Here is a 17,041-nt window from a genome sequence, read left to right as displayed (position 1 = left end):
AGCGTAGCCGCCCGCGGCGGGGGCAGCCTAGTCCGGCGTATGGCCGATGGTCGGGTCGCGCTCGATCAGGTCCAGCAGCGCGGCCACCACCTCCGGATCGAACTGCTTGCCGGAGCGGTCGGTGATATAGGTCATCACCTCGGTGTGCGGCCACGGGTCCTTGTACGGACGCTCGTGCAGCAGCGAGTCGAACACGTCGACCACCGCCACGATGCGGGCCGACACCGGGATGGCGCGCCCCGCCAGCTGGTTCGGATAGCCGTTGCCGTCGTAGTGCTCGTGGTGGCCGCCGGCGATCTCGGCGCCGTAGGTCAGGTAGCTGACGCCGTCGACCATGCTGGCGGCGCGCTCCAGGATGGTGCGGCCGACCGCCGCGTGGGTCTGCATCTCGGCCCGCTCCTCCGCCGTGTGGATGCCGGGCTTGAGCAGGATGTGGTCCGGCGTGGCGACCTTGCCGACATCGTGCAGGATGCTGGCCAGGCCGATCATGTCGAGCAGCTGCGGCGTCAGTTCGTCGGCGTAGACGCCGCGCGCGGACAGCCGCTGGGCCAGCGACGACGACAGCATCTGCACCCGCCGCACATGACCGCCGGTGCCGCTGTCGCGGAACTCGGCCAGGTCGGCCAGCGCCACCACGGTCGCCTCCTGCGCCTTGCGCAGCTGGCCGAACATGTACAGGTTGTCGAAGGCGGCGGCGATGCGCTGGCAGAACACCTCCAGCAGGTCGCGCTGGATCTGCGCCAGCGGCCACGGCGGCGTGACCGAGATCGCCACCTCGCGGTTTTCCTGGGTGTGGATGAACAACACATTGGCCGGATGGTCGAACTGGCTTTTCTTTTCGGCGAAGGCCTTGGCGATGGTCGGCCACAGCGGATGGGAGGTCGGCATCAGCTCCGATTCGCTCAGCGCGGCGTAGCTGCCGGTGGCCGCCACCACGCTGGTGACGCCGGTGTCGCCCTGCATCAGGCACAGCACGCCGTCGGCGCCGACGTCGAGGATGGCGCTGACCTGGTTCAGCACGCCGGAGGCGAATTCGCGCAGCGAGTGGATCTGGTACAGGTTGGTGGCGCCGGCCAGGATCTTGCCCAGGCCGATGCGGCTGCGCTCGAGCATGTTCAGGCTCTCGTACGCGCGCAGCGCCGAGATCACGGTGGTGAACAGCTTCTGCGTGGTCAGCTCGGTCTTGGCCTTGTAGTCGTTGATGTCGTATTCGATGATCACGCGCTGCTCGGGCGCCTGGCCCGGCTGGCCGGTGCGCAGCACCACCCGCACGATGGCGTTGTGCAACTCCTCGCGGATGCGGCGCGCCAGCAGCAGGCCGGCGTCGTCGGTCTCCATCACCACGTCCAGCAGCACCAGCGCGATGTCCGGCGTGTCGCGCAGGAAGTCGTAGGCTTCGCGCCCGCTGTAGGCCGAGAACAGCTCCAGCTCGCGGCCCTTGAAGGAGACGTTGCGCAGCGCCAGCCGCGTGACCGCGTGGACGTCGACGTCGTCGTCGACGATCAGCACCCGCCACAGGCGCTGGTCCGGCGATCCGTTTCCGTCAGCCGGCGCTGGCTCCTCGTCCTCCTGGATCAGCCAGTTGTCGTCTGCGGCGGTCGAATCTGTCATCACATCTCCTGGGGCCAGGCCCGTGGCTGTCTTGGTCCTAGCATAATCAGATTCCCCCCCTGTGACAACCCCCTTCGAAATTGATAGCAACAGGCGTGCGTTTTTCGCCCATGCGGGGCTTTTCCGCGCTCGTCATTGTGGTCCGACTCTGATACGCTAGCGCCGTCATTGTAAGGATTGCGGCGCGCGCGCCGACCAAGGCGTAGCGCGGTCAAATCAATATTTCAAGGACCATAATCATGCAAGAAAACGCATCGGACATCGCCGGCCGGGAATTCCTCGCCTTCACCCTGGGCGCCGAGGAATACGGCATCGACATCCTCAAGGTGCAGGAGATCCGCGGCTACGAGGTGGTCACCCGCATCGCCAACGCGCCGGAGTTCATCAAGGGCGTGATCAACCTGCGCGGCATCATCATCCCGGTGGTCGACATGCGCATCAAGTTCAAGCTCGGCGAGCCGGTGTACGACCAGTTCACCGTGGTCATCATCCTCAACATCGGCGGGCGCGTGGTCGGCATGGTGGTCGATTCGGTGTCGGACGTCACCACCCTCACGCCCGACCAGCTCAAGCCGGCGCCGGAGATGGGCACCGCCTTCAATTCCGACTACATCATCGGCCTGGGCACCATCGACGAGCGCATGCTGATCCTGGTCGATATCGACAAGCTGATGTCGAGCGCCGAGATGGGCCTGACCGACGTCGTCGCCGCCGCCAACTGACCCTATCAAATCGGAACCCCCTATGAACCTGACCGACTATAAAATCAAGACCCGCCTGGGCGCCGGCTTCGGCCTGGTGCTGCTGCTGATGCTGATCATGATCGTCACCGCCATCGGCCGCTTCGGGGCGGTCGGCCAGAGCGCCAAGGACATCGTCGAACGCGACTGGCCGAGCGCCTCGGCCGCCGCCACCATCGACGCCGCCGCGCGCGAGGACGCGCGCCGCGTGCTGGCCCTGTTCGTCATCAGCGACAAGGCGCAGCGCGCCAAGAGCTACGAGCGGATTGACCAGGACAAGAAAACCATCGACGCCGCGCTGGCCACGCTGGGCCAGCTGACCGAAACACCCGACGAGAAGGCGCTGCTGGCCAAGATCCAGGCCGCGCGCGTGAGCTACAACACCTCCTTCCTGAAGGTGGCCGACCTGGTCGAGGCGGACGAGCGCGACAAGGCGGCCGAGCTGATGAACAGCGAAACCTTCCCCCTGCTCGACACGCTGGAAGAACTGACCGGCACCATGGTCAAGCAGCAGAAGAGCGACATCGAGGGCGGCGGCAAGGTCGCCACCGGCCACATCGACTTCTCGCGCACCATGATGATCGTGCTGGGGGTGGTGGCGCTGATCGTCTCGGGCGCGCTGGCGGCGTGGATCACCGGCTCGATCACCGGCCCGCTGGAGGAGGCGGTGGCGATCGCCAAGTCGGTGGCGGCCGGCGACCTGAGCACCCGCATCGACGTGCGCGCCAGCGATGAAACCGGCGAGCTGCTGGCCGCGCTGCAGCACATGAACACCAGCCTGGCGCGCACCGTGCACGAGGTGCGGCGCAGCACCGCCACCATCAACCAGGCCTCGGGCGAAATCGCCAGCGGCAATATGGACCTGTCGGGGCGCACCGAATCGCAGGCCAGCTCGCTGGAAGAGACCGCCAGCACGATGGAGGAGCTGACCTCCACCGTCAAGCAGAACGCCGACAACGCCCGCCAGGCCAACCAGCTGGTGATCTCGGCGTCGTCGGTGGCCACGCGCGGCGGCCAGCTGGTGGCCCAGGTGGTCGACACCATGGGCTCGATCAAGGCCAGCTCCAGCAAGATCGTCGACATCATCGGCGTCATCGACGGCATCGCCTTCCAGACGAATATTTTGGCACTGAACGCGGCGGTGGAGGCGGCGCGCGCCGGCGAGCAGGGACGCGGCTTCGCGGTGGTGGCGTCGGAAGTGCGCAGCCTGGCGCAGCGCTCGGCCACGGCGGCCAAGGAAATCAAGGTGCTGATCGACGATTCGGTGGAAAAGGTCGACGGCGGCAGCGCCGTGGTCGACGAGGCCGGCCAGACCATGGGCCTGATCGTCACCTCGGTGCAGCAGGTGGCCGACATCATGGCCGAGATCACCTCGGCCAGCCAGGAACAGAGCATGGGCATCGAGCAGGTCAACGAGGCGATTTCGCAGATGGACGAGATGACGCAGCAGAACGCCGCGCTGGTCGAGCAGGCCGCCGCCGCCGCGCAAAGCATGCAGGACGAGGCGGGCACGCTGTCGGCCTCGGTCAGCGTGTTCAAGCTCGATGACAGTTATGCGGCGGAGCCGGCTGCGGCGGCCCGTCCGGCCGTCGCCAGAAGGCCCGCCCCGGCCGCCGCGCTGGCCGTCAAGCCCGCCACCAAGCCTGCGCCCAAGCCGGCCGCGAAAGCTGCCGCCAAGCCCAAGGCGGACATGAATTCCGAGTGGGAAGAGTTTTAAGACCGCTTAATTGCTGACCGGCGGCGCCGGTGGCGCCGTGCTGGCCGCCGCCGTGCGGCTGGCCGGCGTGCAGCCGTTCTGGTTGGCGCCCACATCCAGGTTCTGGTAGCGGATCTCGTACTTGCCGTTGGCGAGCTTGTCGACCACCAGCTTGTCGTGCGCCTGCACATAGGCGTAGCGCACGTTCGAGCGGCGCTCGGTATCGTAGATCTTGATGAACACCGCCGAGGCGTTGCCCGCGTTGTCGAGCATCAGCTGCATATCGTCGCCGCGGTTACCGACCGGGAAGCCGGTCATGTAGCCGGACTGCGTCGGCCACGGCTCGCCGTTGGGCGCCACCAGGGTCTGGGTCTCGCTGTCGCAATCGACGGTCGTATTCGGCAGCACCACCTGCGACAGCGCCTGCACCTTGATCGGCGCCGGCCGGCCGCTGTTCGCCTCCGGATAATACGGCTGGGTGCTGGCCCAGGCTTCGCGCATCTCGGCCTTGGGATCGCGCGCCGCTGCGCGCGGCTGCGCGCGCGCGCCGCCGTTGTCGGTCTTGCCACCCCAGGCCGCCGCCAGCGCGGACGACAACAGCTGCGGTTCGGACACCATGGCCACGCCGCCCACCCAGCCCACCACCAGGCTGGCGGCCAGCCCGCCCCACCATTTCCAGGCGGCCGGACGGCCAGGCCGCGGCAGGTCGTCCACCGCTTCCGGGCTCCAGGCCCGCTCCGGTCCGTCGTGGCGGTGCCTGTCGCCGCGATGGCCATGGCCGTCCTCGTGGCGGGTACTCTCCAGCCACTCGATTTCCCATTCCTCGGCGGCGATCCATTCGTCGTGTTCCTTGCGGCGCTGGACGTCGGACAGGGTGTCGTAGGCGCTGTTGAGGATGGCCATGATGCGCGCAGCCTTCTCCTCCCCCGGATTTTTGTCCGGGTGGTATTTTTGACTGAGCGCCTTGTAGGCGGCACGTATGACTTCCTGAGGCGCCATGCGCGACACCTTCAGGTTGTCATAGTGAGTGTGTATCTTTGCCATCGTTCCAATAATTGTCCGGCGAGCGCGCGTCATTCATCATAGCCGATCTGGCGCGCCGCGACTCAGCGGCTCAGCGATCAAGCAAGGTTTAGTCTTGCTGTTTTAATCACTGTAACATTTAATCTACAGGCGGTGGCTGCGGTCCTGGGCGGCTATGGCGTCCGGCAAGACGACGTTCTTGCCGATCACCAGCACCTTGAACAATTCGCCCATCTCGGCCGGCGACAACAGCTTTTGCAAGGCCTTGGCCTGCGGCAGATAGCGCAGCGCGTCGGCCGGATCGGTGCGCAGCAACAGGTCGCCGGCGCCGGCGCCGATCAGGAAGCCGGCCTGGTTCAGGTAGGCCAGCACCTCGGCGCCGGCCTCCTGCGCCGCCAGCGCCATCGCCGTGAAGTCGACGTGGGCGGTGATGTCCTGCAGGCCCGGATAGTAGAACGGGTCCGGGTGGGAATGGTGGCGGTAGTGGCACATCAGGGTGCCGGTGGCGCGCTGGCCCAGGTAGTACTCGTGGGCAGGGAAGCCGTAGTCGAACAGGAAGGCGGCGTTGGCGCGGCCGTTGCGCAGCATGCGCGCCAGCGTGGCCATGAAGCCGCAGGCCACGCCGTGCACCTCGGTCACGTAGCCGACCGGCAGGCTGTCGTGCTGCTGGATTTGCAGCGCGATCTGCGCCTGCAGTTCGGCGCCGGCCGGCGTTTCCAGATAATCGAAGCGGCCGTCGCGCACCGTCACCTGCAATTCGTGCCAGCCCTGCGGGTGCCTGGTGACCAGGTGGACCGGCATGGCGTCGAGCACCTCGTTGCCGACCACCACGCCGTCGAAGGCGTCGGGGAATTCATCGAGCCACTGCACGTTGGGGAAGTCGCGCAGCTTTTCCTGCTGGCGCGCGCGCAGTTCGCCGGACAGCTCGACGATGAAATAACGCTCGATCGCCACCCCGGCGACGGCCATCTCGGTCAGGATGTCGAAGGCCAGCTTGCCGGTGCCGGCGCCGAATTCGAGGATCTGCGGCGCGCTTTGGGCGATAATAGCGGCAGCGGCCTGCGCCACCGCCGCGCCGAACAGCGGCGTGAGTTCGGGTGCGGTTGTAAAATCGCCATCTTTGCCCAGTTTGGCGGAGCCGCCGCTGTAGTAGCCCAGATCGGGGGCGTACAGCGCCAGTTCCATATAGCGGGCGAAGGAGATGGCACCATCGTTGCGCGCGATTTCGGCGGCGATCAGGTGCGACAGGGCGTGGGACGCGGCCAGCGCGTCACTGGAAGGTACAGGTAGGGACATAACCGGCATTGTAGCGAATCGGCGCGCCGGGCCGCCATTTTGACATTCAGACAGCACATGACGACAGCAGAAAAAACACCAGCCGGCGTACCCGTGGCGCTCGTGACCGGCGCGGGCCGCCGCATCGGCCGCGCCATCGCGCTTGGCCTGGCGCGCGCCGGCTGGGACGTGGCGGTGCACTACCGCGCGTCGCAGGCCGAGGCGCAGGAAGTGGTGGCCGCGATCGAGGCGATGGGCCGGCGCGCCGTCGCCCTGCCCTGCGACCTGGCCGACGAAGCGACCGTGCGCGCGCTGCTGCCGCGGGCGGTGGCCGCGCTGGGCGCGCTGCGCTGCGTGGTCAACAACGCCTCGCTGTTCGAGTACGACAGCGCCGCCGACTTCAGCGCCGGCCGGCTGGACGCCCACATGCGCGCCAACGTCGCCGCGCCGGTGATCCTGGCGCAGGCGCTGCACGCCGCCCTCGCGGAGGGCGAACAGGGGGTGGTGATCAACCTGCTCGACCAAAAACTGTACAATCTCAATCCTGATTTTTTGTCGTACACCCTGTCCAAGGCGGCGCTGCATGCCGCCACCACGATGCTGGCGCAGCAGCTGGCGCCCGCGGTGCGGGTGGTCGGCATCGCGCCCGGCATCACGATGGTGTCCGGCGACCAGACCGAAGCCGGCTTCGCCCACGCGCACCGGCAAACCCCGCTGGGCCGCTCCAGCACCCCGGAAGATATCGCCGACAGCGTGGTCTACGCTGCCACGGCGCGCGCGCTGACCGGCACCACCCTGCTGGTCGACGGCGGCCAGCATTTGATGCCGCTGCCGCGCGACGTGATGTTCCTGGCCAAATGAATACAATCTCAAGAAGGTAAAAACTATGCTGTCCGCCCTGATCCACCCGCAACTGAACGACTGCCGCCGCCTGTTCCTGCGCAACTACGAAGTGCTGATCAACATCGGCGTCTATGAGTTCGAGAAAAAGGGCGAGCAGCGTTTGCTGATCAACGTCGACCTGTACATCCCGCTGGCCGTCTCGACCCCGGTCAAGGACCAGCTGGAAGAAGTGGTGGACTACGACTTCATGCGCGACTCCATCGCCAAGTTGATGGCGCGCGGCCACGTCCACCTGCAAGAGAGCCTGTGCGACGACATCGTCAGCGCCATGCTGGAACACCCGCGCGTGCGCGCGGCCCGCGTATCGACCATGAAGCCGGACGTGTATCCGGACTGCGAAGGCGTGGGCGTGGAAGTCTTCAAGATCAAGGAATCCGTATGAACGCAGTACTCGACAACGTAGCGGCCGCGCCAGGCGCCGCTTCAACCAAGTCGGCCGAGAAGATCGCGCTGGAAAACAACAAGCTGCACAAGCGCCTGTGCCGCCTGGTCGGCCAGGCGATCGGCGATTTCAACATGATCGAGGACGGCGACAAGGTCATGGTCTGCCTGTCCGGCGGCAAGGACAGCTACGCGCTGCTCGACATCCTGATGACGCTGCGCGAACGCGCGCCGATCAACTTCGAGCTCATCGCCGTCAACCTCGACCAGAAGCAGCCCAACTTCCCCGACCACATCCTGCCGGCCTACCTGAAGCAGCTGGGCATCCCCTTCCATATCGAGAACCAGGACACCTACAGCATCGTCAAGCGCCTGATCCCGGAAGGCAAGACCACCTGCTCGCTGTGCTCGCGCCTGCGGCGCGGCATCCTGTACCGCGTGGCCGATGAACTGGGCTGCAACAAGATCGCGCTGGGCCACCACCGCGACGACATCCTCGAGACCTTCTTCCTGAACATGTTCTTCGGCGGGAAGCTCAAGGCCATGCCGGCCAAGCTGGTGTCGGACGACGGCAAGCACATGGTGATCCGGCCGATGGCCTACGTGAAGGAAGAAGACAGCGAGCGCTATGCCGCCGTCAAAGGCTTCCCCATCATCCCGTGCGACCTGTGCGGCTCGCAGGAAAACCTGCAGCGCAAGCAGATCAAGGGCCTGATGCGCGACTGGGAAAAGAAATTCCCCGGCCGCGTCGAAAGCATCTTCTCGTCGCTGTCGACGGTGGTGCCATCGCACCTGATGGACCGCGACCTGTTCGGCTTCAAGGACATCAAGGCCGACGGCCAGGCAAATCCGCTGGGCGACATCGCCTTCGACGAGGAACCGTGTTCGACCCCGACCACGGTGCCCGGCATCATCCCGCTGCAACAGGGCTGAGCGGCCGCCGATCTTCTGCGCTCCCCCTGCTAGTGCAAATTACGCTATATTGCGTAAATAACCACTAACAGGGAAAGCAAACATGAAAATCGACACCAGGGCGCTCGGCGACGCCAGCGTGGCAGCCTTCACCCCGCGCAAAAAATCCGACGGCGGCGCCGAATTCAAGGCCGCGCTGGAGGCGGCCAAGCAGCCGACCGCCGCGCAGGAGCTGGACACCTACATGAAGAAATCGCCTGCGCAACGGATGCAGGAAATGATATTGAAAAGCCTGGGCCTGACGCCGGAGGGCCTGGCGGCCAAGTCGCCGGAGGAACAGGCCTCGATCATGGCCAAGGTGGGCGAGATCCTGCGGCAAAAGATGGAGGAAGCCGCCGCCAAGGCATCCGGCGGCGGCCAGGCGGCCGGCGGCGGAAGCCCTGCGGTTTAGTACTTCTGCACGGTGCGCAGCACCGGATAGAGGTTGTAGCGCTCGTCCCACGAAGCGTGGCGACGGGCGAAGAACTCCAGCCGCTTGGCCGGGCTCTTGTTGAACTCCGCGTCGCTGTCGAGCTTTTTCTGGAACTCCTCGCGCAGCGCCGGATCGGCCTCCAACTGCGCGCGCGCCACGTCTTCCGCCACATACTCCTCCATGTACTCCTTGCGCTCGAAGGCGTTGTTGAATTCGCCCCAGGCCAGCAATGAATCGGCGCCGCGCGGCTCCAGCATCGTCATCACCAGGCGCGCCTTCGGCTGCGCGATCGGCACGAACAGCGCGCCCTTGGCCACGCTGCGGCGCTCGCGTCCCCAGTCGCCTTCCACCGCCAGCGATTGACGGCCTTCGAACGACTGCGCGCCGAACTTGGTCTTGGCCGCGCGGAAGGTCTCCACTTCGGCCGACATCAGGTCCGACGTCACCACCTTGAAGGCGATGCCGTGCTGCTTCAGCTTGGCGCCGACGCGGGCCGCGTCGGCCAGCGGCACCAGGTAGCCGCCCTTGGGCGCGGCGATCTTCAGGTCCGGCACCACTTCGTCACGCAGCGGCAAGGTCCACATCTGCGGCTTGGTCTCGTCGTAATGCGTCATCAGGCCGCCCGACACTTCCGAATAGCTGCGCGTGTACTCGTAGCCGGGGAACTCGATGGTCTTGGCGTTGAAGGTGGTGCGGTAGCTGATCGGGAAATCGGCGCCGGCCAGGGTCGCGGCGCGCACGTCGGCGTCCTGCGTCATCTTCTGCCATTGCTTGCCGTGGGCGGCGACCTGCGACAGCAGCGAGACAATGGTGTTGCGGGTGATCCGCACGCGGGTCGGGTAATCCTTCCACGAATGGGTTTCGACCAGCATGGCGAAGCGGTTACGCATCGGGAAGTAGCCGGTCGAGAAGCGCGCCGTCGACATGCTGTCGACGAAGCCGGAGCTCGGGTCGTCGTCGGCCGCGAACGAGATGTAGTACGGCTTGGGATCGGAGCCCTGCGCCTTCAGGTCGGCCATCACCGCCGTTTGCAGCGCCAGGCCGGCCCGCTTGAGCTCCTCGTCGCCGCCGTGCACCGGCTCGACCTGGATCGAGACGTCGGGCTGGAACTTGGCGCCGTCGGTAACGTGCAGGTCGACGTAGGCCAGCGGGTCCCAGGCGTTCACCAGCGCCAGCATGGCCTGCATTTCCGGCGCGTCGGCTTTGACGTAGTCGCGGTTCAGGTTGTAGTTCTGCGCCGTGGTGCGCCAGCCCATTTCCACCGGGCCGCGCTGGTTCGGACGATTCCATTTGCCGAAGCGCTCATGGCCGTCGACGTTGAACACAGGGACGAACAACAGCACCTGCTGGTCCAGCGCGCCCGGCGCGGCCTTGTTCTCCAGCGCCTCGCGCAGCGCCAGGAAGCCGGCGTCCTTGCCGTCGATCTCGCCGGCGTGGATGCCGCCCTGCACCAGCAGCACCGGCACGCCGCGCTTCTTCGCCTGCTCGGCGCTCAGCGCGCCGCTGCGCGAAACGGCCAGCGCCAGCATGGGCCGGCCTTCCGGCGTGCGGCCGAATTCAAAGCAGCGCACCTGTTTCGGATACGCCTTCTGGAAGCGCGCGCACAGGTCGACCACTTCGTCGTAGCGGCCGGTGTTCTGGAAGCCGGAGCGTTCGGCGACGGTGCTCAGCGGAGCGGAGGCTGGCGCGGCGGCGGCCAGGGTGGAGGTGGCGGCAAAGGCAAGCAGAATGGCGGAACGTATCATGGACTGGCTTCCAGCAAGGGTTGAATGGCCGGTGCCCGGCGGGGCCTACCCGCCGGCATCGGATCGCCGGAAATTATAGTCGGCTTTGCGACTCGGCGATCATCGATCGCAATTTCCCTGGCCGCCGGCCACTCAGGCTTGCAGGTCGGGATCGGCGCGGAACACGCCGGCGATCCACTCGGCGAACACGCCCAGCCGCGGCGACGCCATGCGGCCCTGCGGGTACAGCAGGGAGATCGGCATCGGCGTCGGCGGCGTCGCCGCCAGCACCTCGACCAGCGCGCCGCTGGCCAGGTGATGCCGCACCTGGTAGCGCGCCGCCTGGATCACGCCCATGCCCTGCAAGGCGCAGATGATGTAGGCGTCGGGATCGTTGACGGCGATCGCGCTGGGCACCTCCACCGTCACCACGCCGCCGTCGACCATGTAGTCCCAGTCGAAGGGGCGGCCGGTGCGGCCGGAAAAATGCGTCACGCCGCGATGCGCGCGCAAATCGGCCGGCGCGCGCGGCACGCCGTGCGCGGCCAGGTAGGACGGCGCGGCGCAGGTCAGGAAGGCCATGTTGCCCAGGCGCCGGCCGATCATCGCCGAATCCTGCAGCTCGCCCACCCGCAGCGAGCAGTCCAGGCCTTCCTGGGTCAGGTCTGTCAGGCGCTCGTTCAGACTGATGACCAGGTCGAGCTCCGGGTACTCGCGGCAAAACGCGGGGATGTGCGGCATCACCACGTTGCGGCCGACGGCGCCCGGCAGCTCGACCCGCAGCCGGCCCTGCGGCTTGCTGCGGCCGTGGCCGCGAAACGCGCCCTCGGCGTCCTCCACCGCCTGCAGGATCTCCAGGCACTTCTTGAAATAGTCGGCGCCGTCCGGCGTCAGCGACAGGCGGCGCGTGGTCCGCTGCAGCAGCTGGGTGCCGAGGAAGGCTTCCAGCTTCTGGATGGTGGCCGTCAGCGCGGCGCGCGGCAGGTCCAGCGTTTCGGCGGCGCGCGTGTAGCTGTTGGCCTCGACGATGCGCACGAAGGTCTGCATGGCCTTGAGTCTGTCCATGATTGTTCATATAAAGTGAAAAGTATGGGAGCATTATGCCCTGATTATCTTTGCCCGGTTTTTGTCTAGACTCCGTCCATTCCCACTGACCCACGGAGTCCGCATGAACCACCCCGCACAAGACGACATCAGCCCCGGCATGGTGCTGCTGCTGGCCGCCGCGACCGGCCTGATCGTCGCCAACCTGTACTACGCGCAAACCCTGGTCGGCCCGATCAGCGCCGCCACCGGGCTGTCGCCGCAGGCGGCCGGCCTGATCGTCACGCTGACGCAGATCGGCTACACCCTCGGCCTGCTGTTCGTGGTGCCGCTGGGCGACCTGCTGGAGAACCGCCGCCTGATCGTCACCGGCCTGCTGTTCACCGCCGCCATGCTGGTGCTGGCCGCGTTGAGCACCAGCGCGTGGATGTTCCTGACCGCCGCGCTGGGCATCGGCCTGGGCTCGGTGGCGGCGCAGATCATCGTGCCGTTCGCCGCCCATCTGTCGAAAGAGGAAACGCGCGGCCACACGGTCGGCAAGGTGGTCAGCGGCCTGCTGCTGGGGATCATGCTGGCCCGTCCCGCCGCCAGCCTGATCGCCGACGCCAGCAACTGGCATGTGGTGTTCGGCGGCGCCGCCGTGCTGGTGCTGGCGGTGGCTCTGGTGCTGCGCGCCAAGCTGCCGCTGCGCGCGCCGACCGCGCGGATCGCCTATCCGGCGCTGATGGCATCCCTGTGGCAGCTGTTCCTGCGCACGCCGCTGCTGCGCCGCCGCGCCGCCTACCACGCCGGCCTGTTCGGCTCCTTCAGCCTGTTCTGGACCGTCACCCCGCTGATGCTGGCTGGCCCGCAGTTCCACCTGTCGCAGACCGGCATCGCGGTGTTCGCGCTGGTCGGCATGGCGGGCGCGGTGGCCTCGCCGGTCGCCGGCCGCCTGGCCGACGCCGGCCACACGCTGATGGCGACCGCCGCCGCGCTGGCGCTGGGCGTGATCGGTTTTGCGTTGCCGCTGCTGGCGCCGCAAGTTCCGGAGTTGCGCAACCTGGCGCTGGCGATCCTGGTGATCGCATCGATCGTGCTGGACATGGGCGTGGCGGCCAACCTGGTGCTGGGCCAGCGCGCCATCTTCACGCTGGGCGCGGAAGTGCGCAGCCGCCTGAACGGCGTGTACTTCGCGCTGTTCTTCGCTGGAGGCGCGCTCGGTTCGGCGCTGGGCGGCTGGATGTTCGCCACCCACGGCTGGCACGCGGCGCTGTTGACCGGCATGGCCTTCCCCGGCTTGGCGCTGCTGTACTGGCTGACCGAGTATGCCGGCCACGCTGCTGCGAGCGGCAAGGCCGTGGTGTAGGACCTGAGCCGGGCACTGGCCCGAATGCGACATATGATGGCCGCTCAGCGCAAGTCAGGCCATGCGGCGGCTGGCAAGATGGAGTCCTCATCAACCACAGGAGATTGCATCATGCGAGCACAGGACATACTGCCGGACCACGTCAACACCGGAGAATTCAACGGTGTCACCGTCAGGAAGGGCACCGTCGGCGCCTTCCTGGCCAATGCCCGCACCTTGCAGGCGGAGGGCAGCACGGAACAGGCCCGTGCCGAGGCGCGGGCCGACATCGTCGACGCGGTGCCGGCGATGGCGGCACTGGGCATGTTCGATGTCTTCGAAATCAGCGACCCGGCGCTGCGCGCACTGGTCGCGCAGCACCGTCCAGCTTAGGAGCCGAAGTGGTAATTCAGCTCGACCCAGCCCTGGCGGCCGGTCGGGCTGTAGTTACCCACCGTGTAGTACGGCCAGCCGCCGCTGGTGTCGGGCTTGACCTTGTTGAACAGGTTGTTGACCGCCACCGACAGCGTGGTGCGCTGGTTCAGCTTATACACGATGCTGGCGTTGGCCAGGGTGGTCGGCGACAGGAAGGCCGTGCCGGCGGCGTTGGGCACCTTGCCGTAGCGCTGCAGGAACAGGGTGTTCGACCAGTCGCCCTGGTTCCACGTCAGGCTGGCGTTAAGCTTGTCGCGCCAGTCGGAGTTGCCCAGGTCTTCGCGGTCGTCCTTCAGGTCGTCGCCGGAGAACTGGCGCGATTTGGCACTCAGCGTCTTCGAGTAGTTGACCTTGGAAATCCACACGCCATAAGCCTGGGTGCGCAGCACGTGCTTGGCGCTGACGTCGATGCCGCTGACGCTGGTCGATGCGGCGTTGATCGGATTGACATGGATCTCCTTGATCTCGCCCGGCTTGTTCAACGCCGTCAGCGGATTGCGGACGATGCGGGCGATGGCGTCGGCGCAGGTCGGCGAAGTCAGATCGCCACCGATGCGGCAATTCGATTCGTCGCGCAGCAGCTTGTCGGCGCTCAGGTTGGTGACCAGGTCGTCGATCTTGATGTCCCAGTAGTCCAGCGACACATCGAAGCTGGCACTCGGCGACCACACCGCGCCCAGTCCCGACGAACGGCCTTTTTCCGAGCGCAGATCCTTGCTGCCGGCCTGCACGTAGTTCGCGCCCGGCGAGATGTTGGCGAACTCGCAGCTGTCGAGCGGCTGGCCTGTCTTGGCGCAGCGGTAGTAGTCGGTGCTCGACGAGTAGTAGCCGGTGCCGCGCGCCTTGTAGATGTAGTTCATGTCCGGCGCGCGAAAGCTGGTGGCGTGGTTCGCGCGCAGCAGCAGCTGCGTGGCGGGGCGCCATTCCAGGCCGGCGTTGTAGGCCAGCTTGCCGTCGCTGACGCCGGCGAAACTGTAGCGGTCATAGCGGGCGGCCACGGTCGCATCGAGTTTCTCCAGCAGCGGCACATTCGCCTCCACGCCCAGCGCATAGCGCTTGCGGGTGCCGGCCGTCACGTCGGACGGCGTCACCGTATTGAAGTAGCCCTGGTTGATGCGTGGGTCCGGCGTGTTCGAGAAACCCTGCTTGCCCAGTTCCGCCACCGTCGCCAGCTTGACCGGACCGGCCGGCAGCTTGAACGCCTCGCCGTTGGCGCTGACACTGACGGTGTTGGTCCACGACTTGTCGTTGCCAACTGCGGTGCCGGTGATGCTGTCGAATTCCGCCGGCGTCAGGCGCTTGCCCAGGCGCGCAGGGTCCGGCGCGTAGATCGGCACGCCGTCCGCGTCCACGCCCAGTTTGGGGCCGAGGAAGAAGCTGTCGATGTTGGCCAGCGCGCGCGGCGTGTGGCTCTCGCTCTTGTACAGCGAGGCCGTGTAGCCGGCCTCGTACTGCCAGCTGGTGCCGGGGATAGCCCCCTTGGCGCCGAACGACAGCGACGCGGCCTGGTCGTCCCAGCTGCGGTTGTAGCGCTGCACGCCGCCGATTTCCTCCGGCGAGATATAGCGGTTCCAGGCCTCGTTGGTCTTGGTGTTCTGGTTCCAGAAATAGGTGTCGGCGGTCGCCACCGAGGTCCACGACGGACCGCGCGTGTTGTTGGCGCTGCGGTTCTGGCCGTACAGCGCCTCGGCGAACAAGGTGGTGGTCGGCGACAGCTCGTAGTTGGCGCTGCCGAAGAGGTTCTGGCTGCTGTTCCTGGTCTGCGTGGTCCAGTAGGTCGGCGCCACTTTCGGGCTGGCGCAGTAGCTGCCCGCCTTGCCCGTGTACTTGACGGTGCTGCCGCCGAACAGGTCGCCGAGCTGGGCGCAGGTGTCGCCCGGATCGATGTATTTGCCGGTGTCGACGTTCTTGCGCCACAGCAGAGGAGTCGGCGCCACGCCCACCTTGGCGCTCATGAAGTCGCGCTCGCGGCCCCACAGCGGATCGCGCTCCAGGAATTCCGCGCTGAACAGCGCATTGAGCTTGCCGTAGCTATCGCCGCCGGTCAGCTGCAGGCGCTGGTCGCCGCCGCCGCCGCGCGTGGTGGCGCCGGCCTTGAGGTTGACGTCCAGGCCGGAGGCCTGTTTCTTCAGGATGATGTTGACCACGCCCGCGATGGCGTCCGAGCCGTAGACGGCGGAAGCGCCGCCGCTGAGGATCTCGATGCGGTCCACCACGCTCGATGGAATGTTGGCCAGGTTGGTGAAGTTGACCGTGCCTTCGTAGGCGATCGGGAAGTCCGCCAGGCGGCGACCGTTGAGCAGCACCAGCGTGTGATTGGGTCCGAGGCCGCGCAGGCTGATGGTGTTGGCCGACGGCGTGAAGGTGTTGCCATAGTCGGCGCCTTGGGTGAAGCCGCTGTTCTGGGTCAGGTTGCTGAGCGCATCGAAGACGTTCTTGTAGCCTTGCTTGGTGATGTCCTCGCCGGTGATGACGGTGACGGCGGAAGGCCCTTCCAGGCTGGCGCGTGGAATGCGCGAGCCGGTGACGACGACGGCAGGCGGCGCGGCGGTGACCGCGCCCGCCTCCTGCGCTTGCGTCAGCGCAGGGCCGGCAGCGCCGCACAGCAGCGCGATAGCGCCTGCCGCCAGCGGCTTCAATTCAAATTTTGTCTTCATTGAGGTGATCCGGGGAGAGAAAGGGATGCCACCTTATCAAGCGGGGTATCAAACCAGAACGAATGAATTCGCGATTGCTTATGCATTATTTTGTGGTCTAATGTTTTTCCATCTATCGGGGACAGTCTCATGACCACATCCACCAGCGCCGGTCCCAAATGGGGCATGGCGATCGACCTGGAACGCTGCATCGGCTGCCACGCCTGTTCGGTTGCGTGCAAGGTCGAAAATTCCGTCTCGCTCGGCCACTTCCGCACCAAAGTGTATTACTACGATTTCGCGTCGATCAACCCGTACAACCAGCAGCCGACGACCAAGCGCGCCTTCCTGCCGACGCTGTGCATGCAATGCGAAGACGCGCCCTGCCTGGACGCCTGCCCCAACGACGCGATCGCGCGCGGCAGCGACGGCATCATCCACATCGACGATAGCGCCTGCGACCGCAGCCGCGACTGCATCAAGGCCTGTCCCTACGGCGCCATCCACATCGACCCGGTGGCGGAAGTGGCCGACAAATGCGACTTCTGTTCTCACCGGCTGGCGGCCGACATGGAGCCGGCCTGCGTGGAGGTATGTCCGGCCGACGTGTTCGCGTTCGGTGACCTGAACGATCCGGCCAGCCCGGTCAGCCGGTTCCACGCAAAGCACCGCCAGCAGGTGGCGCCGCTCAAGCCGGAGGAAAAGACTAAGCCGCTGGTGCAGTACCGCGGCCTGGGCGGCGTGGTGCCGCGCGCGATGGCGCACAAGGTGCCCAAGGGCCGCAGCCACGATCCGTTTTCCTACGAGATCGACACCTGGGACCAGCTGAAGTCGCAGTTCCCGCGACCGAAGGGAGCATGAA

At 66.5% G+C, this 17,041-nt stretch carries 15 protein-coding genes; 9 read left to right on the top strand and 6 right to left on the bottom strand.

Features of this window, described 5'->3' with window-relative positions; genetic code table 11:
- Positions 1 to 27: 27 nt before the first annotated feature.
- Positions 28 to 1,611 carry a DUF3369 domain-containing protein gene (locus KVP70_RS17845; RefSeq protein WP_217943553.1) on the bottom strand — a complete coding sequence of 528 codons (1,584 nt, stop codon included), beginning with the start codon at positions 1,609 to 1,611 and terminating at the stop codon, positions 28 to 30.
- A 239-nt stretch (positions 1,612 to 1,850) separates the two neighbouring features.
- Here KVP70_RS17845 and KVP70_RS17840 point away from each other — a divergent pair, with 239 nt between their 5' ends.
- Together KVP70_RS17840 and KVP70_RS17835 are read left to right on the top strand one after the other, a co-directional pair.
- On the top strand, positions 1,851 to 2,333 hold the full coding sequence (locus KVP70_RS17840; protein WP_217943552.1) for a chemotaxis protein CheW: 483 nt from the start codon (positions 1,851 to 1,853) through the stop codon (positions 2,331 to 2,333).
- 22 nt (positions 2,334 to 2,355) lie between these two features.
- Positions 2,356 to 4,068 (top strand): methyl-accepting chemotaxis protein, encoded by a 1,713-nt coding sequence (locus tag KVP70_RS17835; RefSeq protein ID WP_217943551.1) that lies wholly within the window; start codon positions 2,356 to 2,358, stop codon positions 4,066 to 4,068.
- A 6-nt stretch (positions 4,069 to 4,074) separates the two neighbouring features.
- Here KVP70_RS17835 and KVP70_RS17830 read toward each other — a convergent pair whose 3' ends face one another.
- Positions 4,075 to 5,091 (bottom strand): J domain-containing protein, encoded by a 1,017-nt coding sequence (locus KVP70_RS17830; protein WP_217943550.1) that lies wholly within the window; start codon positions 5,089 to 5,091, stop codon positions 4,075 to 4,077.
- Positions 5,092 to 5,214: 123 nt separating this feature from the next.
- Positions 5,215 to 6,366, bottom strand: a complete 1,152-nt coding sequence (locus tag KVP70_RS17825) for a class I SAM-dependent methyltransferase (protein WP_217943549.1) — start codon at positions 6,364 to 6,366, stop codon at positions 5,215 to 5,217.
- Positions 6,367 to 6,423: 57 nt separating this feature from the next.
- Between KVP70_RS17825 and KVP70_RS17820 the strand changes: the two genes are divergently transcribed.
- The 4 genes from KVP70_RS17820 (at position 6,424) to KVP70_RS17805 (ending at position 8,992) form a co-directional block, all read left to right on the top strand.
- Complete coding sequence (locus KVP70_RS17820) at positions 6,424 to 7,206, top strand: SDR family oxidoreductase (RefSeq protein WP_217943548.1); 783 nt, start codon at positions 6,424 to 6,426, stop codon at positions 7,204 to 7,206.
- Positions 7,207 to 7,231: 25 nt separating this feature from the next.
- On the top strand, positions 7,232 to 7,630 hold the full coding sequence (locus tag KVP70_RS17815; RefSeq protein ID WP_217943547.1) for a dihydroneopterin aldolase: 399 nt from the start codon (positions 7,232 to 7,234) through the stop codon (positions 7,628 to 7,630).
- Positions 7,627 to 8,562 carry a tRNA 2-thiocytidine(32) synthetase TtcA gene (gene ttcA, locus KVP70_RS17810; RefSeq protein ID WP_217943546.1) on the top strand — a complete coding sequence of 312 codons (936 nt, stop codon included), beginning with the start codon at positions 7,627 to 7,629 and terminating at the stop codon, positions 8,560 to 8,562. Before KVP70_RS17815 ends, ttcA begins: the two co-directional genes overlap by 4 nt.
- Before the next feature lie 82 nt (positions 8,563 to 8,644).
- Complete coding sequence (locus tag KVP70_RS17805; protein WP_217943545.1) at positions 8,645 to 8,992, top strand: hypothetical protein; 348 nt, start codon at positions 8,645 to 8,647, stop codon at positions 8,990 to 8,992.
- On the opposite strand, the gene KVP70_RS17800 is transcribed toward KVP70_RS17805, so the two are convergent.
- Positions 8,989 to 10,758, bottom strand: a complete 1,770-nt coding sequence (locus tag KVP70_RS17800; RefSeq protein WP_217943544.1) for a M14 family metallopeptidase — start codon at positions 10,756 to 10,758, stop codon at positions 8,989 to 8,991. The genes KVP70_RS17805 and KVP70_RS17800 overlap by 4 nt on opposite strands.
- Before the next feature lie 132 nt (positions 10,759 to 10,890).
- Positions 10,891 to 11,802 (bottom strand): LysR family transcriptional regulator, encoded by a 912-nt coding sequence (locus tag KVP70_RS17795; protein WP_217943543.1) that lies wholly within the window; start codon positions 11,800 to 11,802, stop codon positions 10,891 to 10,893.
- A gap of 103 nt (positions 11,803 to 11,905) precedes the next feature.
- Here KVP70_RS17795 and KVP70_RS17790 point away from each other — a divergent pair, with 103 nt between their 5' ends.
- A complete protein-coding gene (locus KVP70_RS17790; RefSeq protein WP_217943542.1) occupies positions 11,906 to 13,129 on the top strand; it encodes an MFS transporter in 1,224 nt (407 codons plus the stop codon).
- 111 nt (positions 13,130 to 13,240) lie between these two features.
- On the top strand, positions 13,241 to 13,501 hold the full coding sequence (locus KVP70_RS17785) for a hypothetical protein (RefSeq protein ID WP_217943541.1): 261 nt from the start codon (positions 13,241 to 13,243) through the stop codon (positions 13,499 to 13,501).
- On the opposite strand, the gene KVP70_RS17780 is transcribed toward KVP70_RS17785, so the two are convergent.
- Positions 13,498 to 16,200: a TonB-dependent receptor plug domain-containing protein gene (locus KVP70_RS17780; RefSeq protein WP_217943540.1), complete on the bottom strand. Its 2,703-nt coding sequence runs from the start codon at positions 16,198 to 16,200 to the stop codon at positions 13,498 to 13,500. The genes KVP70_RS17785 and KVP70_RS17780 overlap by 4 nt on opposite strands.
- Before the next feature lie 129 nt (positions 16,201 to 16,329).
- On the opposite strand from KVP70_RS17780, the gene KVP70_RS17775 reads away from it, so the two are divergent.
- On the top strand, positions 16,330 to 17,040 hold the full coding sequence (locus KVP70_RS17775) for a 4Fe-4S dicluster domain-containing protein (RefSeq protein WP_217943539.1): 711 nt from the start codon (positions 16,330 to 16,332) through the stop codon (positions 17,038 to 17,040).
- The last annotated feature ends 1 nt before the right edge of the window (position 17,041 follow it).

The organism is Duganella violaceipulchra (assembly GCF_019166075.1).
Lineage (GTDB): Bacteria > Pseudomonadota > Gammaproteobacteria > Burkholderiales > Burkholderiaceae_D > Rugamonas > Rugamonas violaceipulchra.
This window is presented reverse-complemented; position numbering and strand designations above follow the sequence as displayed.